Origin of the sequence: Nocardioides sp. Soil774 (assembly GCF_001428125.1) — a bacterium.
Taxonomy (GTDB): domain Bacteria; phylum Actinomycetota; class Actinomycetes; order Propionibacteriales; family Nocardioidaceae; genus Nocardioides.
The window spans coordinates 837,336-860,462 of sequence record NZ_LMSM01000006.1 but is presented as its reverse complement, the minus strand read 5'-3'; the positions used below and the strand labels follow the sequence as shown (position 1 = coordinate 860,462).

At 71.7% G+C, this 23,127-nt stretch carries 23 protein-coding genes; 3 read left to right on the top strand and 20 right to left on the bottom strand.

Annotated elements, in window-relative coordinates:
- Positions 1-61: 61 nt before the first annotated feature.
- Genes ASG76_RS09755 through ASG76_RS09695 form a run of 13 tightly spaced genes read right to left on the bottom strand, consistent with a single transcriptional unit; the run spans position 62 to position 14,544 of the window.
- Positions 62-835 carry a class I SAM-dependent methyltransferase gene (locus ASG76_RS09755; RefSeq protein ID WP_056602245.1) on the bottom strand — a complete coding sequence of 258 codons (774 nt, stop codon included), beginning with the start codon at positions 833-835 and terminating at the stop codon, positions 62-64.
- 33 nt (positions 836-868) lie between these two features.
- Positions 869-1,774 (bottom strand): hypothetical protein, encoded by a 906-nt coding sequence (locus ASG76_RS09750; RefSeq protein ID WP_157559037.1) that lies wholly within the window; start codon positions 1,772-1,774, stop codon positions 869-871.
- Positions 1,775-1,827: 53 nt separating this feature from the next.
- Complete coding sequence (locus ASG76_RS09745) at positions 1,828-2,961, bottom strand: XdhC family protein (protein ID WP_056602243.1); 1,134 nt, start codon at positions 2,959-2,961, stop codon at positions 1,828-1,830.
- Entirely contained in the window at positions 2,954-4,081 is a 1,128-nt protein-coding gene (locus ASG76_RS09740) for a vWA domain-containing protein (protein ID WP_056602242.1), read from the bottom strand. The genes ASG76_RS09745 and ASG76_RS09740 overlap by 8 nt, the downstream gene beginning before the upstream one ends.
- A complete protein-coding gene (locus ASG76_RS09735; RefSeq protein ID WP_056602241.1) occupies positions 4,078-4,956 on the bottom strand; it encodes an AAA family ATPase in 879 nt (292 codons plus the stop codon). Before ASG76_RS09735 ends, ASG76_RS09740 begins: the two co-directional genes overlap by 4 nt.
- Positions 4,957-4,998: 42 nt before the next feature.
- Positions 4,999-5,547, bottom strand: coding sequence for an NTP transferase domain-containing protein (locus tag ASG76_RS09730; protein WP_056602240.1), 549 nt, complete (start codon positions 5,545-5,547; stop codon positions 4,999-5,001).
- Between the two features lie 32 nt (positions 5,548-5,579).
- Entirely contained in the window at positions 5,580-6,050 is a 471-nt protein-coding gene (locus ASG76_RS09725) for a hemerythrin domain-containing protein (RefSeq protein ID WP_056602239.1), read from the bottom strand.
- A 3-nt stretch (positions 6,051-6,053) separates the two neighbouring features.
- On the bottom strand, positions 6,054-6,386 hold the full coding sequence (locus tag ASG76_RS09720; RefSeq protein WP_056602328.1) for a cupin domain-containing protein: 333 nt from the start codon (positions 6,384-6,386) through the stop codon (positions 6,054-6,056).
- 47 nt (positions 6,387-6,433) lie between these two features.
- Positions 6,434-7,162 carry a respiratory nitrate reductase subunit gamma gene (gene narI, locus ASG76_RS09715; protein ID WP_056602238.1) on the bottom strand — a complete coding sequence of 243 codons (729 nt, stop codon included), beginning with the start codon at positions 7,160-7,162 and terminating at the stop codon, positions 6,434-6,436.
- Positions 7,159-7,860, bottom strand: coding sequence for a nitrate reductase molybdenum cofactor assembly chaperone (gene narJ, locus ASG76_RS09710; protein ID WP_056602237.1), 702 nt, complete (start codon positions 7,858-7,860; stop codon positions 7,159-7,161). Before narJ ends, narI begins: the two co-directional genes overlap by 4 nt.
- Positions 7,857-9,521, bottom strand: a complete 1,665-nt coding sequence (gene narH, locus ASG76_RS09705; RefSeq protein ID WP_056602236.1) for a nitrate reductase subunit beta — start codon at positions 9,519-9,521, stop codon at positions 7,857-7,859. Before narH ends, narJ begins: the two co-directional genes overlap by 4 nt.
- Positions 9,521-13,222 (bottom strand): nitrate reductase subunit alpha, encoded by a 3,702-nt coding sequence (locus ASG76_RS09700; protein ID WP_056602235.1) that lies wholly within the window; start codon positions 13,220-13,222, stop codon positions 9,521-9,523. Before ASG76_RS09700 ends, narH begins: the two co-directional genes overlap by 1 nt.
- A gap of 44 nt (positions 13,223-13,266) precedes the next feature.
- Positions 13,267-14,544 carry an MFS transporter gene (locus ASG76_RS09695; protein ID WP_056602234.1) on the bottom strand — a complete coding sequence of 426 codons (1,278 nt, stop codon included), beginning with the start codon at positions 14,542-14,544 and terminating at the stop codon, positions 13,267-13,269.
- A gap of 87 nt (positions 14,545-14,631) precedes the next feature.
- Between ASG76_RS09695 and ASG76_RS09690 the strand changes: the two genes are divergently transcribed.
- A complete protein-coding gene (locus tag ASG76_RS09690) occupies positions 14,632-15,255 on the top strand; it encodes a helix-turn-helix transcriptional regulator (RefSeq protein ID WP_157559036.1) in 624 nt (207 codons plus the stop codon).
- Between the two features lie 26 nt (positions 15,256-15,281).
- Here the strand turns inward: ASG76_RS09690 and ASG76_RS09685 are convergent, their stop codons facing one another.
- From ASG76_RS09685 to ASG76_RS09660, 6 genes are all read right to left on the bottom strand, one after another.
- Positions 15,282-15,776, bottom strand: a complete 495-nt coding sequence (locus ASG76_RS09685) for a hypothetical protein (protein WP_056602232.1) — start codon at positions 15,774-15,776, stop codon at positions 15,282-15,284.
- Between the two features lie 85 nt (positions 15,777-15,861).
- Positions 15,862-16,425 (bottom strand): hypothetical protein, encoded by a 564-nt coding sequence (locus ASG76_RS09680; protein WP_056602231.1) that lies wholly within the window; start codon positions 16,423-16,425, stop codon positions 15,862-15,864.
- Positions 16,426-16,548: 123 nt separating this feature from the next.
- Positions 16,549-18,183 carry a chaperonin GroEL gene (groL, locus tag ASG76_RS09675; protein ID WP_056602230.1) on the bottom strand — a complete coding sequence of 545 codons (1,635 nt, stop codon included), beginning with the start codon at positions 18,181-18,183 and terminating at the stop codon, positions 16,549-16,551.
- Between the two features lie 202 nt (positions 18,184-18,385).
- Positions 18,386-19,249, bottom strand: coding sequence for an ATP-grasp domain-containing protein (locus ASG76_RS09670; protein WP_056602229.1), 864 nt, complete (start codon positions 19,247-19,249; stop codon positions 18,386-18,388).
- A complete protein-coding gene (locus tag ASG76_RS09665) occupies positions 19,246-20,097 on the bottom strand; it encodes a hypothetical protein (RefSeq protein WP_056602228.1) in 852 nt (283 codons plus the stop codon). Before ASG76_RS09665 ends, ASG76_RS09670 begins: the two co-directional genes overlap by 4 nt.
- A 9-nt stretch (positions 20,098-20,106) precedes the next feature.
- A complete protein-coding gene (locus ASG76_RS09660) occupies positions 20,107-20,946 on the bottom strand; it encodes an SGNH/GDSL hydrolase family protein (protein ID WP_235529464.1) in 840 nt (279 codons plus the stop codon).
- 135 nt (positions 20,947-21,081) lie between these two features.
- Between ASG76_RS09660 and ASG76_RS09655 the strand changes: the two genes are divergently transcribed.
- Together ASG76_RS09655 and ASG76_RS09650 are read left to right on the top strand one after the other, a co-directional pair.
- Positions 21,082-22,323: a DUF2157 domain-containing protein gene (locus ASG76_RS09655; RefSeq protein WP_056602227.1), complete on the top strand. Its 1,242-nt coding sequence runs from the start codon at positions 21,082-21,084 to the stop codon at positions 22,321-22,323.
- Entirely contained in the window at positions 22,320-22,814 is a 495-nt protein-coding gene (locus ASG76_RS09650; protein ID WP_056602226.1) for a GDYXXLXY domain-containing protein, read from the top strand. The genes ASG76_RS09655 and ASG76_RS09650 overlap by 4 nt, the downstream gene beginning before the upstream one ends.
- Positions 22,815-22,821: 7 nt before the next feature.
- Here ASG76_RS09650 and ASG76_RS09645 read toward each other — a convergent pair whose 3' ends face one another.
- Positions 22,822-23,097, bottom strand: a complete 276-nt coding sequence (locus ASG76_RS09645; protein ID WP_056602225.1) for a MoaD/ThiS family protein — start codon at positions 23,095-23,097, stop codon at positions 22,822-22,824.
- Between the last annotated feature and the right edge of the window lie 30 nt (positions 23,098-23,127).

Here is a 23,127-nt window from a genome sequence, read left to right as displayed (position 1 = left end):
TCGGACGGTTGACCCCGGTCGAATACGAGCTGATCATGACCACAACCGCCACCCAGGCGGCTTAACCAAAACTGTCACCTGTTCGTGCAGCAGTCCCGTACTTGTTCAGCACGGCTTGCTTGTGCGGATGGCGCTCGCCGATCGCCGGTGACATCTGAGGCTCGATCGTCGACTCGATCCACATTCCCGCGGCACTGAACGTGTTGAGGAGGTCCGACATCGTGTAGGGCCGCTTGGTCAGCGTGACGCTCTCGTTCCAGCTTCGATGGCGGTAGGAGAACGAGCTGGTGGAGAAGTACTCCTCGCCCAGCGTGGTTCCGTTCTCCTCGGCGCGTTCGATGGCGTAGCGGATGGGCTGGGTCCGGGTCAGCAGCACGAATCCGTCGTCCTTGAGCATGGCCCGTGCCGTCCTGAGCGCATGGACAGGATCGCTGGCGTAGCCGAAGGACTGCAGGAACAGGATCCGGTCGAACGATCGGCCCGCGAGTCCGCGCACCGCGGCCAGGTCGGAGAGGTCGCCCTGGATGAGCTCCAGACCAGGTGGTGCGTCGGTGAGGAAGTTGTCACTGACGTCGACCCCGACCGAGGCGACCGCGCCCTCCTGGACCAGCTGCGCGATCTTGGCCCCATTGCCACACCCGGCGTCGAGCACGGACAACCCGGTGACGTCGCCGAGCACGTCGCGCTGCGCGGGCCACTCGACCAGCCGGTCGAGCGAGTCCTCCCTGGTCCGCGCCTGCTCGTAGTCGGAGGCGAGCTCAGACCAGGGTTGGCTTGCGTCGCCACCGCCCGGGGCGTGGGTCGTCGAAGGTCTGTCGGAGTCGCCTGTCGCCATCGAGACCCGATCGTAGCGGCGAACCGCCCCCGCTCAGCGCTTGCGCACGAACGTCGCGACGATCCCCGGGTGGTCGGTGACGAGGCGGCGGTAGGCGTGGAACGAGCGGATGCGGAAGTCCGAGTCGCGCTCGCCCATCACGTAGTCGATGCCCGAGCCGCGACGGTGGTCGTCGGCGCTGTAGTTGGTCTCCAGGCGCAGCGGCCGGGTGATGCGGCCCTTGACGAGGTTGTCGGTGAGGTCGCGGTTCTCGGTGACGTTGCAGTCGCACATCGCGACGAACTGGTGCTCGGCGGGAGCGCCCTCCTCCAGCGCCCGGACCCGGCTCGCCATCCGCCACATGGCCTCGACCCCGGCGCGGTTGGCGTAGTTGGGGCCGCCCGTGTGACGGTTGTGGAGGTGGTTGGGCAGGTGGAAGCTCACGGCGCGGATCACGTGGCCGCTCGCGCGGTGGCGCAGCACCGCCACCACGCCGTACTGGTCGTGGGCGACCTGGCCGGTGTAGCGACGCCACGTCTTGCCGGTGAGCAGCGCGGGCCAGGTCTTCTGGAGGTCCCACACGTGCTTGTCGAAGGCGATGGGGTTGTCGTCGGTGCCGGTCGGGCCGCTCGGCATCAGCAGCGTCCACGACTTCGGCAGCGACGCGCGCAGCGCGGGCCGGCTGAAGAGCCGCTCCTGGAAGCCGATCAGGGAGGCGCCGCCGTCGAGGACCTGGCCGATGTCGTGGCGCATGCCGGGCACCCGCATGCCCTTGCGCAGGTTGAGCGTGGCGACGGAGAAGCGGCCGGCGGGCGCCGAGGCCCGAGCCTGCGTCCCCTCCTGCTCACGCGCCTGCGCGGCCGAGGCGCCCGGGCTCACACCGGTGACGAGCAGGACCACCGCGAGGAGCGGAGCGGTCGACCGGGCGAGGACACGGGGCAGCGCGACTGGAAAAAACATCCCGAAGACCATAGGCGCGGCGCGTCGGCGGGCAAAATCCGTCCGCACTGCGGTCAGTCGTCGTGGTGGATGCGTCCCTGCGTGCTTGCGAGCCGCTCCCCCGACCCGCCCCAGTGCTTCGCCACGATCTCGGCGGCGATGGAGACGGCCGTCTCCTCGGGGGTCCGGGCCCCGAGGTCGAGCCCGATCGGCGACGACAGCAGCGCCATCTCGTCCTCGGACAACCCCGCCTCGACCAGCCGCGCCATCCGCTCGTCGTGGGTGCGCCGCGAGCCCATCGCGCCGATGTAGCCCGGGCGTACGTCGTCGTCGAGGCGCAGCGCCACCTCGAGCAGCGGCACGTCGAACTTCGGGTCGTGGGTCAGGACCGCCAGCACCGTGCGTCGGTCGATGCGGCCGGCGTCGAGCTCGGCCTGCAGGTAGCGGTGCGGCCAGTCCACGACGACCTCGTCGGCGCCGGGGAAGCGCGAGGTGGTGGCGAAGACGGGGCGCGCGTCGCACACCGTGACGTGGTAGCCGAGGAACGAGCCGACCTTGGCCACGGCGGCGGCGAAGTCGATCGCACCGAAGACGAGCATCCGCGGCTTGGGCGCGAAGCCCCAGACGAACACCCGCATGCCCTCGCCGCGGCGCTCGCCGTCGGGGCCGTAGGTGAGCGTGGCGTTGGTGCCCGCGGCCAGCAACCCGAGGGCGTCGTCGTGGACGGCGGCGTCGGCGCGCTCCGAGCCCAGGCTGCCCTCGGCGGCGACGTCGGGGCGCACGACCATGCGCCGCCCCACCCACGCGGGGTCGGGATGCTCGATGACCGTGGCGAGCGCGACGGGGCGCCCGGCCTCGATGTCGGCCGCCACCTCGCCCAGCTGCGGGAAGGTCTCCTGCGACACCCGTTCGACGAAGACGTCGAGGATGCCGCCGCAGGTGAGGCCGACGGCGAAGGCGTCGTCGTCGGAGACGCCGTACCTCTCGAGCACCGGCTCGCCCGAGGCGACCACCGACTGGGCCAGCTCGTAGACCGCGCCCTCGACACAACCGCCGGACACCGACCCGACCGCGGTCTCGTCGGGCCCGACCAGCATCGAGGCGCCCGAGGGTCGCGGCGCCGAGCGGAACGTGGCCACCACGGTGCCGACGCCGACGGTCTCCCCGGCCTCCCACCACTGCATCAGCTCGGTCAGCACGTCACGCACGCGCGATCACCTCCGTGAGGTCGGCGAAGGTCGCCAGCGAGTGGCCGGCGAGGAAGTCGTCGCAGTGGGGCAGGGCGGCGACGACGCCACCCTGGAGCGGCTCGTAGCCCGCCTTGCCGCGGTGCGGGTTGACCCAGATGACGCGGTGGGCGATCCGCCGCAGGCGGGCCATCTGCTCCCCCAGCAGCTCGGCGTCGCCGCGCTCCCAGCCGTCGCTGAAGACCACGACGACCGCGCCGCGGGCCAGGCCGCGCTGGCCCCAGCGGTCGAGGAACACCCGCAGGTTCTCCCCCAGCCGGGTGCCGCCCGACCAGTCGGGCACCACCTCGCCGGCCGCCACGATCGCACGGTCGGCGTCGGGTGAGCGCAGGGCGCGGGTGACGTGGGTCAGCCTGGTGCCGACGGTGAACGTCTCGACGGTGCCCCCGCCGGCGCGCGCCGACTGGGTGAGCCGGTGGGCCAGCCGCAGCAGCGCGTCGGCGTAGGCACTCATCGAGCCGCTGACGTCGACCAGCAGCACCACGCGGCGCGGGCGCGTGCCGCGGCGCCGCCAGGCGATCTCGCCCGGCTCGCCGACGTGGCGCAGCGAGTTGCGCAGGGTGCGGGAGGCGTCGAGCTGGCCGCGGTGCCACCTGCGGTGCCGGGCCGTACGCCGGCTGGGCGGGCGCAGCGACAAGCGGGTGAACATCGCGGCGAGCCGTCGCTTCTCGGCGGCGTCGAGGGTGGCGACGTCGCGGTGCCGCAGGACCTCGGACGCCGACGCGGCCGCCCGCACCACGTCCTCCTCGCGGTCGTCGCTGCCCGCGCCGGCGGCCTCGGAGTCGGGCAGCAGGTGGGCCGTCGTCGGACGCGACGCCTCGCGCGGCCGCGGCCGGGGCAGGCCGTCGCGCGCGTCGAACCACGCTGCGAACACCTGGTCGTAGCGCGCGAGGTCGTCGGGCGAGCCGCACAGGGTGGCCCGGCCGGCCCAGTAGGTGGCCTGGCGGTCGTCGGCGCCGACGGCGGCGACGGCGGCGAGGAAGCCCTGCGAGCGGTCCTGGGTGACCGCGACGCCGGAGGCGCGCAGGGCCCGGGCGAAGCCCAGGAGCACCTCGTCGGCGGAGCGGACGGCCTCACTCATCTCGCGAGCATCCGGTCGAGCGCGGCCTTCACCCGGTCGGCGTCCTCGCGATACTTCAGCAGCGCGCCGAGGGTCGCAGCCGCCGAGGCGAGGTCGAGCTCGGCGGCGCCGAGGTAGGTCAGCGCGCGCGCCCAGTCGAGGGTCTCGGCCACACCGGGCGGCTTGAGGAGGTCGTCGCGCGCCCGCAGCTGCTGCACGAGGCCGACGACCTGGAGGGCCAGGGCTTCACTGACCTCGGGCGCGCGCGAGCGGACGATCTCGACCTCCCGCTCCAGCCCGGGGTGGTCGATCCAGTGGTAGAGGCAGCGCCGCTTGAGCGCGTCGTGGAGCTCACGGGTGCGGTTGGAGGTCAGCACCACCAGCGGCGGCTCGGGAGCGGTGACGGTGCCGAACTCGGGGATGGTGACCTGCCAGGTCGACAGCACCTCCAGCAGGAACGCCTCGAACTCGTCGTCGGCCCGGTCGACCTCGTCGACCAGCAGCACCGCCGGGGCCTGGCGGAGAGCAGCGAGCACCGGCCGGGCGAGCAGGAAGCGCTCGTCGTAGAGGCTCTTCTCGGCCTCGTCGGGGTCTACACCCCCGGCGGCCTCCAGTGCGCGCAGGTGCAGGATCTGGCGCGGGAAGTCCCAGTCGTAGAGCGCCTGGCTGGCGTCGATCCCCTCGTAGCACTGCAGCCGCACGAGCGGCAGGTCGAGGCTCTGGGCGAGGGCCTCGGCCAGGGCCGTCTTGCCGGTGCCCGGCTCGCCCTCGAGCAGCAGCGGCCGCTGCATCCGTGCGGCCAGGAACACGACGGTCGCCAGCTCCGGGTCGGCGAGGTAGCCAGTGGCGCCGAGGCGCGCGGCGACATCTGCGGCGGAGTCCAGACCTGTGCCCATGCGGCTCAGGCTACGACCCCCCACGTTGGTCGCACGTTGGGTTCACCGGCTGTCGACGTCGTGACCGGTCGCGAGGTCCCCGCACTCCACCAGGGTGACCTCGTGCGCGGCCAGGTAGTCGCGCGCACCGCGGTCACCGGTCGCGGTCGCGACGACGCCGGCCCAGTGGTCGCGCCCGAGCAGCACCGGGTGCCCCGGCACGCCGTCGTACGCCGCCCGCGCGAGGACGTCGCGCCCCGTCGAGGCGTCGCACAGGCGGGTCACGACCGCCGCGTCGACGTCGGGCAGGTCGACCAGCGAGACGAGGGCGACGTCGTGGTCGGTGCGGGCGAGCGCCTCGAGCCCGGCGCGCAGCGAGGCACCCATCCCCTCGGCCCAGTCGTCGGCCCGGATCCGCGACACCGACATCGGCAGGTGGGCGGCGGCGCGCGCGGCCTCGGCGCCGAGGACGACGACGATCTCGTCGCACGGGCGCAGCGCGTGCACCGAGCGCAGCAGCCAGGAGGTGCCGTCGTGGTCGCGCGCCAGCGCCTTGGGGCCACCGAAGCGCTCACCCGCTCCCGCGGCCAGCAGCACGCCGATGACCGTCATGGCACCACCGTAGGCCGGTCGCGCGCCGGGCGTCAGTCGTAGCTCAGGGTGCGGCCGGGGTGGGCTCGCTCCCAGGCCGCGATCGCGGCGTCCCACTCGGGACCGTTGAACTCCACCAGCGTGACCGGGAACAGGCCGTCCTCCTCCTTGGAGATGTGGACCCTGAGCTCGTCCACCTCGTGCCGGAGGCGCGCGCGGTCGTCGGCGCTCGCCATGTCGAGGCGCCCCAGGAGCGCGTCGAGCTCGCGGTGCTCGGCCACCAGGGGGTCGATGTGCTCGCGGTAGAGCTCCTCGCCCCGCATGAGGGCGAACACCCCCTCCTCCTCGCCCTGCCAGTGGGCCTGCAGCTCTGCCCGCATCTCGGCCACCGTCGCCTGGGCCTCCGTCACCGCGCCTCGGCCCGCCTCCTCCAGGGCGCGTACGCCGAGCCCGAGGGCGAGCTCGTGCTCCGCGATGTAGTCGCGGATCAGCGGGATCTGACGGCAGCCGCAGTAGTGGCACATGGCTCAGGAGCGCGTGGCGACGGTCAGCAGCACGACCGCGTCGGTGTCGGCGTGGAGGTCGTGCCTGTGGGGCGGCACCACCACGTAGTCACCGACGCCTCCCTCCCACACGTCGTCCCCGGCAGTCAGGCGCACCGTGCCGGCGAGGACCTGCAGGCTCGCGTCGCCCGGCGACTCGTGCTCGCCGAGCGAGCGCCCGGCGGCCAGCGCGATCAGGGTCTGGCGCAGGTCGTGCTCGTGCCCGCCGAAGACGGTGACCGAGGACCGGCCGCTGCTCGCGGCGCGAGCCGCCGTCAGCTGGCTGTCGGCCAGGTCCGTGAGTGATGTCGCCTGCATGTCGTCTCCTCCTGTGGGGTCGTGCACGGTGACGCGGAGCGTCGGGGTCAGCCCACCCGGTCCCACCCGCGCCGCGGTGCGGCGCTGCCCAGCGCCTGGTCGTCGCGGGAGCGGTACACGACGTAGGGACGGGTCAGGTAGCCGAGGGGGGCCGAGAACACGTGCACCAGCCGGGTGAAGGGCCACAGGGCGAAGAGGCCGAAGGCGACGAGGGCGTGCAGCTTGAAGCCGATGGGCGCATCGGCCATCAGCTCCGCGTCGGGCTGGAAGGCGAGGAACGAGCGGTACCAGACCGAGACGCCCTCGCGGTAGTTGTACTCCCCGCCCAGGCTGAAGATCGATCCCGCGATCGTGTTCCACATGCCCAGCACGATGGCGGCGCCGAGGAAGGCGTACATCACCTTGTCCATCACCGTGGTGGCCGAGAAGACCGGCCCGACCGTGCGCCGGCGGTAGATGAGGATCGACATGCCGACCAGGGCCATCACGCCCGCGACGAGGCCACCGATCACCGCGGCGTAGTGGTAGACGTGGTCGTCGACGCCGACGGCCGCGGTCCACGACCGCGGGACCAGGAGCCCGATCACGTGCCCGCCGACGACTCCGAGCATGCCGAAGTGGAACAACGGCGAGCCCAGGCGCAGCAGGCGGACCTCGTAGAGCTGGGACGACCGGGTGGTCCAGCCGAACTTGTCGTAGCGGTAGCGCCACAGGTGCCCGACCACGAAGACCGCCAGGCACAGGTAGGGGACGATGACCCAGAGGAAGGTGTTCATCTCGGAGCTCCTACGGGGATGGTGGCGGTCGCGATGAGGGCAGGTCCGCCCGTCAGCGCCGGGTCGGCGCCGTAGCCGGACAGGCCGACCTCCTCGGCCGGCGGGCCCTGCTCGACCAGACGGCGTACGGCGTCGGCCTCCTCGCCGGCGAGGTCGCGCAGGGTGCCGCAGACGGCGCGCAGCGCGCCCGCCCACGGCGAGCCGGTGGAGCCGTCGTCGTTGCGCCACCCGGACAGGGCGAGCCGCAGCATCTCCACGCCGGCCCGGTGGTCCTCCAGCAGCCCGCGCGCGACGTCGGCGTCGACCGTCGCGCCGAGCTGCAGCACGGCGCAGAGGTGGTCGGGCAGCTCGCCGTGGTCCTCGACCCACTCCACGCCGGCGCGTCGGTAGGCCTCCTTGAACTGCACGAGGGCCGCGCCGCGACGCCGGGTGTCGCCGTAGGCGAAGTAGGTCAGGTAGAGCGCGCACTTGCGCGTGTGGTCGAACGTCGCGACGTAGTCCTGCTGGAGCTCCGCGAGCGGCGTGCTGCGCACGTGGTCGATGAGCCCGGTGAGGTCGGGGTGACCCGGGACCAGCGCCTCGAGGTCGTCGAGGGACGACACCAGCTCCTGGGTCGGGTAGTCGAGCAGGACCGAGCACACCGTCCACACACGGGGGGCGTCGTGGCGCTCGGCACTCCTGGGGCGGCGGAACCTCATGCGCCACCCCCGTCGCCGCGGGGCGGGAACATCCCTTCGGGAGTGCCTTTGCCGTCCCAGTTGAGGAGGTTCACCCGGCTGGCCTTGTCGTCGGGCGCGGCGAGCGTGTCGGAGGTCTGCCGGTCCTGGAGCATCCGGAAGTTCTCCACCGCCACGGGCGTGGGGTAGCCCGCACCCTCGCCCAGCAGCGCCTGGTCGTAGTAGGAACCAGCCGCGTCGAAGTCGACCGAGCACTCGGTCGCCAGCTCCTCCAGCGCGTGCGCCTGCTCGGCGTGGGCCGGCGGGATCACGTAGCGGTCGGCGTACTTGGCGATCGCCAGCAGGCGGAACATCTCGTACATCTCCTCCTCCGTCATGCCGACGGCAGCGGGGATGCTCGCATCGGGCTCGCGCCCGAGGTTGATGTCACGCATGTAGGAACGCATCGCGGCGAGCTTCTTCAACACGCCGTTGACGGGCTCGACGTCGCCCGCCGTGAACAGGTTGGCGAGGTACTCGACCGGGATCCGCAGCGTGTCGATCGCGGCGAACAGGTTGCCCCGGTCCTCCGCGTCCTCCCCCGTGTCGCGTACGACGTCGACGACCGGCGAGAGCGGCGGGATGTACCAGACCATCGGCATCGTGCGGTACTCCGGGTGCAGCGGCAGGGCGACCTTGTAGTCGTTGATCAGCCGCAGCACGGGCGACTTCTTCGCCGCCTCGATCCAGTCGGCCGCGATGCCCGCCGCGAGGGCGGCTCGCTCGACCTCGGGGTCGCGCGGGTCGAGGAAGACGCCGCGCTGCGCCTCGTAGAGGTCGTGGTCGTCCTCGACCGACGCGGCCTCGAGGACCGCGTCTGCGTCGTAGAGCATGAGTCCGATGTAGCGCAGCCGGCCCACGCAGGTCTCCGAGCACACGGTCGGGATGCCGACCTCGATGCGCGGGTAGCAGAAGGTGCACTTCTCGGCCTTGCCGGTCTTGTGGTTGAAGTAGACCTTCTTGTAGGGGCAGCCCGAGACGCACATGCGCCAACCGCGGCAGCGGTCCTGGTCGACGAGCACGATGCCGTCCTCGGCGCGCTTGTAGATCGCGCCGGAGGGGCACGACGCCGCGCAGGAGGGGTTGAGGCAGTGCTCGCAGATGCGCGGCAGGTAGAACATGAAGGTCTCCTCGAACTCGAGCTTGACCTTGTCCTCGATGCCCTTGAGCATCACGTCGCGCGAAGCGTGCTCCTGCGAGCCGCCCAGGTCGTCGTCCCAGTTGGCCGACCACTGCACCTGCATGTCCTTGCCGGTGAGCAGGCTCTTGGGACGTGCCACCGGGAAGTTCTCCGACGCCGGCGAGTTCAGCAGCGTCTCGTAGTCGTAGGTCCAGGGCTCGTAGTAGTCCTCGATCGAGGGCAGCTTGGGGTTGGAGAAGATGGTGAGGAGCTTCTTCAACCGCCCGCCGGCCTTGAGCGCCAGGCGACCGTTGGGCTTGCGGACCCAGCCGCCCTGCCACTCGTCCTGGTCCTCGTAGGTCCGGGGGTAGCCGAGGCCGGGGCGCGTCTCGACGTTGTTGAACCAGACGTACTCCATGCCGGTGCGGTTGGTCCACGCCTGCTTGCAGGTCACCGAGCAGGTGTGGCACCCGATGCACTTGTCGAGGTTCATCACCATCGCCATCTGAGCCATGACGCGCATCAGTACTCCACCTTCGCAGTCCGCTTGCGGATCATCGTGACCTCGTCACGGTTGTTTCCCGTGGGCCCGATGTAGTTGAAGAAGTAGGCCAGCTGCGCATAGCCGCCGACGATGTGGCTCGGCTTCATCAGCGTCCGGGTGAGGCTGTTGTGGATGCCCCCGCGCTTGCCGTCCCGCTCGGTGAGCGGTACGTCGATGAGCCTGTCCTGCGCGTGGTGCATGTAGACCGTGCCCTCCGGCATCCGGTGGCTGACGATGGCCCGGGCGGCGACGACGCCGTTGCGGTTGACCATCTCGATCCAGTCGTTGTCCTTGATCCCCACCTTGGCCGCGTCGCGGTCCGAGATCCACACCGACTGGCCTCCGCGCGACAACGAGAGCATGAACAGGTTGTCCTGGTACTCCGAGTGGATCGACCACTTGTTGTGGGGCGTCAGGTAGCGCACCGACACGCCCAGCTCGTTGACCTCGCCGACCGGCGCCTCGCCGAAGAGCGCCGACATGTTCAACGGCGGCCGGTAGACAGGCAGGGACTCGCCCATCCCGATGAACCAGTCGTGGTCGACGTAGAACTGCTGGCGACCCGTGAGGGTGTGGAACGGCTTCTTGCGCTCGATGTTGATGGTGAAGGGTGCGTAGCGGCGCCCGCCCGACTCCGAGCCCGACCACTCCGGCGAGGTGATGACCGGGACGGGCGCGACCTGGGTGTCGGCGAAGGTGATCTGCTTGCCCTCGTGCTCGGCCGAGAGGTCGTGGAGCTCGGTGCCGGTGCGCTTCTCCAGGTTCTTGAACCCGAGCGTGGCCAGGTGGCCGTTGGTGGTGCCGGACAGGTGCAGGATCGCCTCCGCGCACTGGACGTCGGTCTCCAGGCGCGGCTGCCCGTCACCGGCTCCGCCGTGCACCACTCCGTTGCGCTGGCGCAGGATGTCGATCTCGCGGCCAGCGGCGTAGGGGACGCCCTTGGTCACCATGCCGACGTCCTCGATGAGCGGGCCGATCGACGTCATCTTCTCGTGGACCGCGGTGAAGTCGCGCTCGGCGACCACGAGCACCGGCATCGTCTTCCCGGGGACGGGGTCGACCTCGCCGGTCTTCCAGTCCTTGACCTCCCCGTGGATCGTGGCCATCGCCTCGGGGGTGTCGTGCCACAACGGCTTGGCGACGAGGTCCTTGCGGGTGCCGAGGTGGTCCACCGCGAGCTCGGAGAAGCGCTTCGCGATCGCCTTCCATGCCTCCCAGTCCGTCTTCGTCTGCCACGGCGGGGCGATGGCGGGGTTGAACGAGTGGATGAAGGGATGCATGTCGGTGGTGTTGAGGTCGTGCTTCTCGTACCACGTCGCGGCCGGCAGGACGACGTCGGAGAGGATCGTCGAGCTGGTCATCCGGAAGTCGATCGTCATCAGCAGGTCGAGCCGGCCCTCGGCCGCCTTGTCGGCCCACACGACGTCCCGCGGTCGTTTGCCCGGTGGCGCCTCCTGCGCGCTCTCCGCACTGTCGGTCCCGAGGAGGTGGCGCAGGAAGTACTCGTTGCCCTTGGCCGAGGAGCCGAGCAGGTTGGAGCGCCACAGGCTCAGGACCCGCGGGTGGTTCTCCTCCGCCTCGGGGTCCTCCACCGCGAACTTCAGCTCGCCCGACTTCAGCTGCTCGACCACGTAGTCGGCCGGGGCCTGACCGGCCTCCTCGGCCTGGTCGACCAATGACAGGCTGCTCCGGTTGAAGGTCGGGTAGCTCGGGGTCCAGCCGAGTCGCACCGACTGGGCCAGCAGGTCCATGACCGTCCTGCCGGCGAACACCCCGGTCCCGGCGTCGAGGTCGTCGGCGTCGAAGGTGTCGTAGCGGTACTGGGAGGTGTTGACGTACCAGTACGCCGTCTGGTTCATGTGCCGCGGCGGGCGCTGCCAGTCCAGGGCGAAGGCCATGTGCTGGAACCCCATCAGCGGACGCACCTTCTCCTGACCCACGTAGTGGGCCCAGCCGCCGCCGTTGCGCCCCTGGCACCCGGTGATGGTCGTGAGGACGAGCATCGCGCGGTAGATCTGGTCGGAGTGGAACCAGTGGTTGGTGCCGGCACCCATCAGGATCATGCCGCGGCCGTTGGTGTCGATCGCGTTCTGCGCCCACTCCCGGGCGATCCGGGTGACCTGCGCGGCAGGCACGCCGGTGTGCTGCTCCTGCCAGGCCGGGGTGGCCGGCACCGAGGGGTCGTCGTAGCCGTGCGGGTCGGACTCGCCGGTGCGCGGCCAGGTGCCGGGCAGGCCGTCGCGGGCGACGCCGTACTGCGCGAGCAGCAGGTCGAGGACGGTGGTGACGACGCGATCGCCCACCCGGGCGACCGGCACGCCGCGGCGCTCGTGGACCACCTTGCCGTCGGCCGCGTCGAAGCGCGGCAGCTCGACCTCGACGGACTCGCGGGTGCCGCCCTGGTGGTCGCGGTACATGCTGAGCGCGGGGTCGATGTCGCCGAGCTCGAGGTTCCACCTGCCGACGCCCTCGTCGCCGAAGCGGTCACCGATGGAGCCCTGCGGGATGCGCACCTCACCGGTGGTGGCATCGATGACCGCCGGCTTCCACATGGCGTTCTCGCTGTCCCCACCGAGGTCGCCCTCGACGAGGAACTTGCCGGGGCGATAGGCCCCGGAGGCATCGGGCTCGAGGCAGATGAGGTGCGGCAGGTCGGTGTACTGCTTGTTGTAGGTCTCGAAGAAGGGAGTCGGGGAGTCGACGAAGAACTCCTTGAGGACCACGTGGCCCATCGCCATCGCCAGGGCACCGTCGGTGCCGGGCGCGGGACTCACCCACTCGTCGGCGAACTTCACGTTCTCGGCGTAGTCGGGCGCGACGGCGACGACCTTCTGGCCGCGGTAGCGCGCCTCGGTCATCCAGTGGGCGTCGGGTGTCCGGGTGACCGGCACGTTGGACCCCCACATGAAGAGGTAGCCCGCATCCCACCAGTCGCCCGACTCCGGGACGTCGGTCTGGTCCCCGAACATCTGCGGGGACGCGTTGGGCAGGTCGGCGTACCAGTCGTAGAAGGAGAGCATGGGGGCCCCGATGAGCTCGAGGAACCGCGCGCCCGAGACGTAGGACACCTGGGACATCGCCGGGATCGGCGAGAATCCGGCGATGCGGTCGGGACCCCACCGCTTGATGGTGTAGACGTGCGCGGCGGCGACGATCTCGACGACCTCGTCCCACGTCGCGCGCACCAGCCCGCCCTTGCCCCGCGCCTTCTTGTAGATCCGCGCCTTCTCCTCGTCCTGCACGATCGAGCCCCACGCCACGACCGGGTCACCGAACTGCTGCTTGGCGGCGCGGAACATCTCCAGCAGCACGCCCCGGACGTAGGGGTAGCGCACCCGCGTCGGGCTGTAGGTGTACCAGCTGAAGGCGGCGCCGCGAGGGCACCCGCGAGGCTCGTACTCCGGGCGGTCCGGCCCCGTGCTGGGGTAGTCGGTCTGCTGGGCCTCCCACGTGATGATCCCGTCCTTGACGTAGACCTTCCACGAGCACGACCCGGTGCAGTTGACCCCGTGCGTGGAGCGCACGACCTTGTCGTGGCTCCAGCGGTCCCGGTAGAACACGTCGCCCTGGCGACCGCCGGTCTTGTGCAGGGTGCGCTGGTCCTCGCTCACCTCCGCCTTGGTGAAGAACCGGCGGCTGCCGATCAGTGCGCTCTGCAGCTGGTTCTCGAGGTCGGTCACGTGGGGCCTCTCTGTCGGCGGTGCGGTGGCGGGCGGCGGGCAGGTCAGGCGGTGACGGGGGTGGCGGGGTGCGACGCGGCAGTGCGGCGTACGACGAGCACGGTGAGGGCCAGGGTCAGCGCGGAGGTGACCGAGAGCAGCCACAGGCCGACGGCGTAGGACTCGGTCTGGCCGTAGAGCCACCCCATCAGCAGCGGCGGCACGAAACCGCCCAGCCCGCCGGCCGCGCCGACCAGGCCGGTGACACCGCCGACGCGGGCCGGCTCGGTGCTGTGCGCGATCAGGGCGAAGACCGCGCCGGAGCCGGCGCCCAGCGCCGCGGCCATCACGAGGAAGGCCACGGTGCCCAGCGTCAGGTTGCTGCCGCTGTCGGAGGTGACCGGCGGGTTGGGGGCCGCGATCGCGGCGCACACCGTGACCAGGGCGAAGGCGGTGGCCAGCACCCGGATCGAGCCGAGCCGGTCGGAGAGCCAGCCGCCGATGGGCCGCATCACGACCGCGACGACGACGAAGCCCGCCATCCGGTTGGCCGCGTCGGCCGGCTCAAGGCCGTGTGCGGTCTTGAGGTAGGTCGGCAGGAAGACCGAGAAGGCGACGTAGCCGCCGAAGGCGACGGCGTAGAGCACGCACGCCTGCCAGGTGATCGGCAGCCGGGCGTTGGCCGAGAGGCGCGAGGCCAGGCTGGTGGTGGGCACGACCCGGCCGGGGGCGTCGCGCAGCACCAGCCACGCCACCACGGCGTACGCCGCCAGCACGCCGGCGGTGAGGAGGAACGGGACGGTCCGGCCCTGGTCCTGCGACAGCGGCACCGTCGTCAGGGCGCTGATCGCGGTGCCGCCCATCCCGGCGCCGAAGACGCCCACTGCGAGGCCGCGGCGCTCGGGCGGGAACCAGGCGTTGACGAAGGGCACCCCGACGGCGAAGGCGGTGCCGGCGATGCCCAGGAAGAAGCCGCCGAAGAGCATCAGGGTGTAGGAGTCCAGGGCGAAGAAGGCGAGGAACAGCACCGGGACGATCGTCACGGCGGAGACGATCGGGAACATCACGCGACCGCCGAAGCGGTCGGTCAGCGCCCCCACGATGATCCGGCCGAGCGAGCCCACGAGCACCGGCACGGCGACCATGAGCGCGACCTGCGACTGGCTCAGCTGGCCGAGCGGGCTGTTGGCGCCCTGCTTGAGGTAGAGCGCGCCGAGGGGGCTGATCAGCGCCCAGGCCCAGAAGTTCACGGCGAACCCGACGGTCGCGAGGGCCAGCATCACCCACGGGTTACCGGCTCGGGCAGCTGCTGTGTCGGCGGCGGATGTGGGCGACGTGCTCATGTGGCGCTCCTGTGACCGGATCGGACCCTGCGAACGTCTGGAACTTATTACGATGTGTCCGTGAAAAATATGCGCAGCGCGTCCGGCGTGGCAAGGGGCAGGGCCGCGGTGCTCGACGCGCTGCGCCGCCAGCCCGACCCGGTCGGCATCGACGCGCTCGCCCACGCCACCGCGCGCCACCCCAACACCGTGCGCGAGCAGGTCAACTGGCTCGTCGCCCACGGGGAGGTGATCCGCATCCGCCAGCCCCGTGACGGCCGGGGACGTCCGGCGTGGCTCTACCAGGCCCGCGGTCCGCGCCCCGCCGACGGGGAGTACGTCGAGCTCGCGGCCGCGCTCGCCTGGCAGCTCCAGGACTCCGAGGCCGACACGCGCGCCGAGGCGATGGCGGCCGGGCGCCGGTGGGCCGCCGACCTGGTGGACCGCAAGGGCGTCACACCGGACCCCTCCCCCGCAGCCGCCCGACGGTGGACCGTCGAGCTGATGGACGAGCTCGGCTACGGACCCACCACCGAGGGACCCGACGACCTCGACGTGGTGCTGCACCGGTGCCCGCTGCTGCAGGCCGCGCACCGCTTCCCCGACGTGGTGTGCGCGGTGCACCTCGGCATGGTGCAGGCGGTGCTGGAGAGCAACGGCGGGGGCCCGGTCGAACCGCAGCTGACACCGTTCAGCGCGCCCGGCGAGTGCCGCCTGCGGCTGGGGGCCTGAGCCGGCTCAGCGCGCGTCGGCCGCCGTCAGCCGCCGAAGGCCTCGTCGTAGAGCGCCTGCGTCTCGGGGGTGACCTCGGCGCTGTAGCCGCACAACGACACCCGGTCGCCGTCGGCGCTGACGAGGTAGTGGTGGCCGACCTCGAAGTCGACGGCCAGCAGGAGGGCCTGGAGGTCCTCCTCCGGCGACGTCACGGTCACGGTCGCGGCCTCGTCGCCGGCGTACCACTCGTCGACGTCCAGCGTCGCGGTGCCTGCGTCGAGGGAGGTGACGGTGCCACTGAACGCCGTGTCGAAGCCGGCCAGCACCTGCGCGCTCGGCATCGCGCACTTGCCGGCGGCGGAGCCGTCAGCAGTGAGCTCGAGGGTGCCCGCGCCGTCACCGGCGTCGGTCGCGGCGGGAGCAGTCGCGCTGTCGGAGCCCGAGTCCGCGCCCTGCTCGGCACCGCAGCCGGACAGTCCGGCGAGCACGGCCAGGACGAGCGGCACGACGAGCAGGCTGCGGGCGGGGGTGCGGTTCACGGGTTCCTCCTGGTGTGGCCGGCCCGGCTCGCTCGCCGGTCCATGGCGGTGGGACGGGCGTGGCCGCTCGTCGGTTCCCCGCTGCTCACCGGACGTCCGCCTCGGTGGCGTCGTCACCCTCCTCCTCCTCCACGCGGGAGCGGATCCGGCCCAGGCCTGGGATCTTGGCCAGGATGTCGTTGAGCTCGCGCGCGACGGTGAGCAGGTCGTGCACGTCCGGGGCCACCGAGCCGAGGGTGGCGAGCACCGGCAGCACGTCGTCCTCGACCCGGCTGGTGAGCTCGGGCAGGTGGTCGACGAGCCGCACCAGGGCGGCGACCTCGTCGGGGTGGGTGGTGTCGGCCAGGGTCTCCAACGTCGGCTGGAGCCGGGTCAGCGACGGCTCGAGCGAGTCGGTCAGCGTCGTGACGCGCCCGATGGCGGCGTCCGCGTCGTCGACCACGCCGCTCGCGCGCACCACGACGACGTTGGCAGCCTCCGTGACCTCGCGGACGCGGTCGATGGCGGACGAGGCGCGCACCATCAGGCGCTCGGCGTCGCCGAGCAGCACCAGCGCGCGCGGCACCGCCCCGACCAGGGCCTCCACCTGCTCGCCCCCTCGCTCGAGCGCGGAGATGACGTCACGTGGTCCGGGGACGGGCAGGCGCATGCCGCATTGATACCAAGAGACACCTCGCCACCGGCTCACCCCGACATGCAGCAGGGCCCCCGCCGAAGCGGAGGCCCTGCTGGTGGTGCTGGTGGAGCGGTGGGGCTGGCTTGATCCGAGGGATCAGAAGTCCATGCCGCCCATGCCGCCCATGCCGCCGTCGCCGCCGCCCATGGCGGGCGACTTCTCGGGCTTGTCGGCCACGACGGCCTCGGTGGTGAGGAACAGCGCGGCGATCGACGCGGCGTTCTGCAGCGCCGAGCGGGTGACCTTGGCCGGGTCGATGATGCCCTCGGCGATCATGTCGACGTAGTCACCGGTCGCGGCGTTGAGGCCGTGACCGGCCTGCAGGTTGGCGACCTTCTCCGCCACGACGCCGCCCTCGAGGCCGGCGTTGATGGCGATCTGCTTGAGCGGGGCCGAGGTGGCGACGCGCACGATGTTGGCGCCGGTGGCCTCGTCGCCGGTGAGCTCGAGCTTGTCGAACGCGGTGGCAGCAGCCTGGACGAGCGCGACGCCGCCGCCGGCGACGATGCCCTCCTCGACCGCAGCCTTGGCGTTGCGGACGGCGTCCTCGATGCGGTGCTTGCGCTCCTTGAGCTCGACCTCGGTGGCCGCGCCGACCTTGATGACGGCCACGCCGCCGGCCAGCTTGGCGAGGCGCTCCTGGAGCTTCTCGCGGTCGTAGTCGGAGTCCGACTTCTCGATCTCGGCGCGGATCTGGTTGACCCGGCCCTCGATCTGGCCCTGGTCGCCGGCACCCTCGACGATGGTGGTCTCGTCCTTGGTGATGACGACCTTGCGGGCCTGGCCGAGCAGCTCCAGGCCGGCGGTGTCGAGCTTGAGGCCGACCTCCTCGGAGATGACCTGGCCACCGGTGAGGATGGCGATGTCCTGCAGCATGGCCTTGCGGCGGTCACCGAAGCCCGGCGCCTTGACGGCGACGGAGCGGAAGGTGCCCTTGATCTTGTTGACGACCAGGGTCGACAGCGCCTCGCCGTCGACGTCCTCGGCGATGATCAGCAGCGGCTTGCCGGACTGCATAACCTTCTCCAGCAGCGGGAGCAGGTCCTTGACCGTCGACACCTTGGAGTTGGCGATGAGGACGTAGGGGTCCTCCAGCACGGCCTCCATGCGCTCGAGGTCGGTGGCGAAGTAGGCCGAGATGTAGCCCTTGTCGAACCGCATGCCCTCGGTCAGCTCGAGGTCCAGCCCGAAGGTGTTGGACTCCTCGACGGTGATGACGCCTTCCTTGCCGACCTTGTCCATCGCCTCGGCGATGATCTCGCCGACGGTGGTGTCAGCGGCGGAGATCGACGCGGTCGCGGCGATCTGCTCCTTGGTCTCGATGTCGATCGCCATGCTGGAGAGCTGCTCCGAGACGGCGGCGACGGCGGCCTCGATGCCGCGCTTGAGACCCATCGGGTTCGCGCCGGCCGCGACGTTGCGCAGGCCCTCGCGGACCATGGCCTGGGCCAGGACGGTGGCTGTCGTCGTGCCGTCACCGGCGACGTCGTCGGTCTTCTTGGCGACCTCCTTGACCAGCTCGGCGCCGATCTTCTCGTAGGGGTCCTCCAGCTCGATCTCCTTGGCGATCGAGACACCGTCGTTGGTGATGGTGGGGGCGCCCCACTTCTTCTCCAGGACGACGTTGCGGCCCTTGGGGCCGAGGGTGACCTTGACCGCGTCGGCGAGGGTGTTCATACCCCGCTCGAGGCCGCGGCGGGCCTCCTCGTTGAAAGCAATCAGCTTGGCCATATCGCGTGCGATTCCTATCGACGTGAGTCTGTGTGTCGACGCCAGGCAGGCTGCCCGCGACGGACGGTCCGCATCCGCGGCGATCCATTCCCGCCGGTTCTGCAGACCTCAGCGTCACCTGGGTCGTTGTCACTCTCATGACGAGAGTGCCAGCGTCATGTTTAGCACTCGACCCCCGAGAGTGCAAACGTCCCGGTCGCCCTCAGAGGCGCGCGAGGCGCTCGGCCAGCAGGTCCGCGAAGGGGGCTGCGTTGGCTGGCGAGACGTCGAGGTAGAGGCCGGGCTCGATCAGCTCGAGCTCGCTGACCACCCACTCCCCCTCCCAGCGGAGCAGGTCGACGCGGAGGTAGTCCATGGCGCGGCCGAAGCGCTCGCCGAGGGCTGCGTGTGCGCGCATGACGAGGTCGGCGGCGTCGCCGGTGTCGACGGCGCGCACCTGTCCCCCGAACTCCTCGTTGACCCGTACGTCGCCCTCGCCCGGCAGCTTGTCGAAGCGCTGGGACAGGCGTGAGTCGAGCACGTAGACCGAGGACTCGCCCTCGGTGCGGACCGACTCCACGAGCGGCTGGACCACCCAGGGGCCGCCCGCCTCGGGATAGCCCGGCAGGCTGCGCACCGGCCGACCGAGGCGTGGGTCGTCGGGGTCGGTGACGACGATGAGTCCTGCGCCGCCCGCGCCCACCCGCGGCTTGACGACCGCGGTGCCGCAGCGGCGTACGGCCTCGGCGAGGCCCGCGCGGTCGTCCGCGAGCAGGGTCGGCACGACCGGCAGGTCGCCGAGCTCGGTGAGGTAGCGCTTGTCGTGGTTCCAGGCGAAGACGTCGGCGCCGTTGAGCAGCCGCGACTGGTCGAGGGAGGCGGTCCAGGCGAGGAAATCGGCGTGCCGGGTGACGTAGTCCCAGGTGGAGCGCACCGCGACCAGGTCGGCGCCCGCCCAGTCGACCGACGGGTCGTCCCAGCGCGCCCAAGCCGCGTCGATCCCCCGGCGGGCGAGGGCGGCGTCGAGCACGGCGGCGCCCGGCTCCCCGTCGGGGAGGTCGCCACTGGTGGCGAGGAGGACCGTCATCCCCCGGGCAGCTCGGAGGCGCCGTAGAGCTCGTGGGCGACGCGGTCGCGGTTGGTGCCCTCGCGGTTGTCGCCCTTCTCGATGATCACGAGGTTGTGGTAGCAGTGCACCGCGCGGACCCACTGGTCGGTGTAGGTCGGCTCGTAGCCCTCGACGAGGAACTCCTCGTGGTTGAGGCCGTCGACGAGGTCCTTGACGAGGTCCATCGACGTGCCCGGGGCCCGCGGGTCGAGCTGTCCGCCCCACGCGGGCCAGTAGGAGGTCTGGGTGTCCTCGATGCAGTAGATCGCGCCGTCGGGCAGCAGCGGGAAGAGGATGCGGAACGACTCGCGCACGTGGGCCGGGATGTGGCTGCCGTCGTCGATGACGACCAGCGGCGCACCCTGCTCCTCGATGATCCGGTGGAGCACCTCGGGGTCGGTCTGGTCGCCGAGGTAGGCGTGGATGTGGCCCTTGGTCAGCCAGGTCTTGTCCTCGATGTCGAGGCCGACGATGCGCGCCCTGGGGAAGAACCAGCGCCACATCTTCATCGACGCGCCGCTGCGCCGACGCTTCTTGTAGCCGCCGATGCCGAGCTCGAGGAGGGTGAACGACTCACCGCGCAGGTGCTGGAGGTGCCGCTCGTAGTGGGGGGTGTACTTGTGCACGCCCCACTTGTCGGTGCGGAAGTCCACCGCGAGCTCGGTCAGGTTGCTGGCCAGCAGCCGGCGACGACGCTCGGCCCGCGCCTCCTCGGTGCCCTTCGCGGCCGGCGTGACCGCCGCGGGCTCGGGGGAGGCCTGCGTCCGGCCGGCCTTCTGGGCCGCCTTCTTGACCGCCTGGCCGGCTCGTCGAGCAGTGGTGCGCACCCGCGAACCCTAGCCTGAACGGTCCGCGCCGGGCGCGTGGTGCCCGAACGGCAGGACCTCGCTCACCCCTAGGGCGGCGAGCACCGACGGCAGCATCGCCTGCGCGGTGCGCTTGTAGCCCTGGGCGCTCGGGTGGAAGCGGTCGAGGCTGAACATCTCGTCGGGGAAGGTGTGGAAGAACGGCCCCACCACGTGCGAGAGGGACACGACGTACGCCCCGCGCGCGAGGGCCGCGTCGCGCTGCGCCTGGGCCAGCTGGCGGGAGGCGCGCGAGCCGAGGGTGCGCAACGGCTGCGGCACGGGCCGCAGGGCACCGAGGTCGGGGCAGGTGCCCACGACCACCTCGGCCCTGCGGGCGCGCAGCTCGTCCACCGCGGCGCCGAGGTGGGCCACCGACTCGGCCACCGGCACCCGGTGCGTGACGTCGTTGCCGCCCACCACGACGACCGCGACGTCGGGCCGGTAGTCCGCGGGGAGGGTGGCGAGCTGTCCGGCGAGCATGCTGCTCTCGGCGCCCACCATCGCCGCCGTGCGCAGGCGCACCGACCTCCGGGTCTGCTTGGCGATCGCCTTCGCGAGCCGTCCGCCCAGCGTGTGCTTGGCCCGCTCCGCCCCGAGTCCCGCGGCGATCGAGTCCCCGAGGACCAGCAGGTCCACCGGGTCGCCGTACTTCGAGCGGTAGTGGCGGTCGGCCGCGGGCGCCTGCTCCCCCAGGGGCTTGCCGATCGCATGACGGGCCTGCGCGGCCTGGCGGTGCAGCAGCTCCCGGGCGCCGTACGCCGTCGCGCCGGCGACGCCGCCGACGAGGACCAGCGCGGCTCCGGCACTCCTGAGGTGGTGGGTGGGCACGCCTGCTTTCAACCACACCGCCGCGACGCCGGGCCCAACGCGGGCGCAACCACGGACGTCGGGAGGCCCAACGGCACGCCACGGTTGGGTCGACGTACTCATCCGCACACCCCCGACCTGCGCCACGCTGGGGGCATGGACACCTCCGCGCCCGCCCCCCTCCGGGGCGTCCCGCCGCGCCAGCTCGCCTGGCTGCGCTCCGAGCTCTCCGACTGGACGTCGCAGGGCCTCATCACCCCCGACCAGGCCGACCAGATCTCCTCGCGCTACCGCCCCGGCGACCACACCCGGTTCAGCATCGGCCGCATCCTGCTCTCCCTGGGCGGCGCCTTCCTCGGCATCGGCGTCATCTGGCTGGTGGCAGCGAACCTCGACGAGCTCTCCCCCGTGACCCGCTTCGTGGCGGTCGTCGCGCTGTGGCTCGCCGCCCTCGTCGGCGGTGAGGCACTGGCCGCCCGCCACGCGTCGCCGCCGCTCGTCGGCGCCGTACGACTCCTCGCCGCCCTCGGGGCAGGCGCCGTGATCTTCCAGGCCGCCCAGTCGCTGCAGGTGCCGGCCTTCGAGCCCCGCCTCCTCGGGCTGTGGGCCGCCGGCACGCTGCTGCACGGCTACGTCGTCCGGGCCACGATGCCCTTCCTGGTGGGCATCGGCACCGGCGTGGCGTGGTGGTTCGTGCAGCCCCTGTGGGACGGCCCCACCGGCCTCACGGTCGTGGTGCTCCTCGGCGCCGGCGCCGTCCTCGCCGCGGGCCTGGCGGTCCTCCACGACGGCCGCATCGACGCCTTCGCCTGGACCTGGCGCACGGTCGCGGGCGGCATGGCCCTGGTGGCGATGTTCGTCGCCGCGATCCCCGACGTCGGCTCCGAGGGCGTCGCGTGGTCGCCGTGGCTGGTGACCGCGCTCGTCCTGGCCGGTGTCGCGGCACTGGCCGCGGTCCTGACCCGCCCCGGGGCGCGCGTCCTCGAGCCCCTCGGTGCGATCGCGGTGCTCGCCGTCGCGGTCCTGATCGGGCTCTGGACCACCGGCACCGACACCTCCGACATCGACACCGCCGACTGGCTGCACGCAGCCGTCTCGGTCGTGGCCTACGTCGCGCTCGCGGTCGGCCTGGTCGCCCTCGGCACCGTGCGCGACCACCCGCCCCTCACCGCGATGGCGATGGTCGGCCTGGTGGTCTTCACGACCTTCCAGAGCTTCGCGGTCTTCGCGCCCATCGTCACCGGCGCCTGGCTCTTCGTGGTGCTCGGCACCGTCTTCCTCGGCACCGGCTTCCTCGTCGACCGGGCCCGCCGCGGCCTCGCCCACGCGCTCGACACCGACCAGCCCGGCGGCCCCGCCACCTTGACCCCCACCTCGAACCCAGGAGGCCTCCGATGAAGCGCGTCCTCGTCACCGCGGCCGTCGCCGTCACCCAGCTCGCGCTGGCCGGCGTGGCCGTCGCCCCCCAGCTGTCCGCCCGGCTCACCGGCGACACCTACCTGATGCGGGTCGCGCCGCTCGACCCCATCGACCCGTTCCGGGGCGCCTACGTCGCACTCGACTACCCCGACCTGAACCACGCCGGGGGCTTCACCCGGCCGCCCGGCCTGGGGTCGATGGACGACGACACCCACGGCGACGTCTACATCACGCTCGTCGAGCAGGACGGCGTCTGGGTCGCGGACACCTGGGTGCGCGACCGCCCCGACGGCGGCACTTACCTGGCCTGCGACGACCGGTCGTGGCAGATCCGGTGCGGCATCGAGAGCCTCTTCCAGCCGCAGGACACCGCCCGCGAGACCGAGGCCCTCCTGCGAGACGGCGCCGTCGCCGAGGTGCGGATCGACGGTCGCGGCAACGCCGCCGTGATCGACGTACGAGCCCCCTGAGCGGCGCTCAGCCGCCCGCGACCGCCGGGATCACCGAGATCTGCACGCCGTCCGGCGTGGGGGTGGCGAGCTCGTCGAGGAAGCGCACGTCGTCGTTGCCGACGTAGACGTTGACGAAGCGACGCAGCGTGCCCGACTCGTCGAGGATGCGCCCTTTGATCCCGGCATAGCTGTTGTCGAGGTCGTCGAGCACCGCGGCCAGCGTGTCGCCCTGGGCGCTCACCTCGGACTCGCCGCCGGTGTAGGTGCGCAGGATGGTGGGGATCCGGACGGAGACGGTCATCAGGACTTCCTTAGCTCAGGTGGCGTGTGC

Excerpts from the sequence above, each read along its gene's own strand:
- ASG76_RS09755 (WP_056602245.1), bottom strand. The coding sequence starts at position 835 with ATGGCGACAGGCGACTCCGACAGACCTTCGACGACCCACGCCCCGGGC.
- ASG76_RS09750 (WP_157559037.1), bottom strand. The coding sequence starts at position 1,774 with ATGTTTTTTCCAGTCGCGCTGCCCCGTGTCCTCGCCCGGTCGACCGCT.
- ASG76_RS09740 (WP_056602242.1), bottom strand. The coding sequence starts at position 4,081 with ATGAGTGAGGCCGTCCGCTCCGCCGACGAGGTGCTCCTGGGCTTCGCC.
- ASG76_RS09735 (WP_056602241.1), bottom strand. The coding sequence starts at position 4,956 with ATGGGCACAGGTCTGGACTCCGCCGCAGATGTCGCCGCGCGCCTCGGC.
- ASG76_RS09730 (WP_056602240.1), bottom strand. The coding sequence starts at position 5,547 with ATGACGGTCATCGGCGTGCTGCTGGCCGCGGGAGCGGGTGAGCGCTTC.
- ASG76_RS09725 (WP_056602239.1), bottom strand. The coding sequence starts at position 6,050 with ATGTGCCACTACTGCGGCTGCCGTCAGATCCCGCTGATCCGCGACTAC.
- ASG76_RS09720 (WP_056602328.1), bottom strand. The coding sequence starts at position 6,386 with ATGCAGGCGACATCACTCACGGACCTGGCCGACAGCCAGCTGACGGCG.
- narI (WP_056602238.1), bottom strand. The coding sequence starts at position 7,162 with ATGAACACCTTCCTCTGGGTCATCGTCCCCTACCTGTGCCTGGCGGTC.
- narJ (WP_056602237.1), bottom strand. The coding sequence starts at position 7,860 with ATGAGGTTCCGCCGCCCCAGGAGTGCCGAGCGCCACGACGCCCCCCGT.
- narH (WP_056602236.1), bottom strand. The coding sequence starts at position 9,521 with ATGCGCGTCATGGCTCAGATGGCGATGGTGATGAACCTCGACAAGTGC.
- ASG76_RS09695 (WP_056602234.1), bottom strand. The coding sequence starts at position 14,544 with ATGAGCACGTCGCCCACATCCGCCGCCGACACAGCAGCTGCCCGAGCC.
- ASG76_RS09680 (WP_056602231.1), bottom strand. The coding sequence starts at position 16,425 with ATGCGCCTGCCCGTCCCCGGACCACGTGACGTCATCTCCGCGCTCGAG.
- groL (WP_056602230.1), bottom strand. The coding sequence starts at position 18,183 with ATGGCCAAGCTGATTGCTTTCAACGAGGAGGCCCGCCGCGGCCTCGAG.
- ASG76_RS09670 (WP_056602229.1), bottom strand. The coding sequence starts at position 19,249 with ATGACGGTCCTCCTCGCCACCAGTGGCGACCTCCCCGACGGGGAGCCG.
- ASG76_RS09655 (WP_056602227.1), top strand. The coding sequence starts at position 21,082 with ATGGACACCTCCGCGCCCGCCCCCCTCCGGGGCGTCCCGCCGCGCCAG.
- ASG76_RS09650 (WP_056602226.1), top strand. The coding sequence starts at position 22,320 with ATGAAGCGCGTCCTCGTCACCGCGGCCGTCGCCGTCACCCAGCTCGCG.
- ASG76_RS09645 (WP_056602225.1), bottom strand. The coding sequence starts at position 23,097 with ATGACCGTCTCCGTCCGGATCCCCACCATCCTGCGCACCTACACCGGC.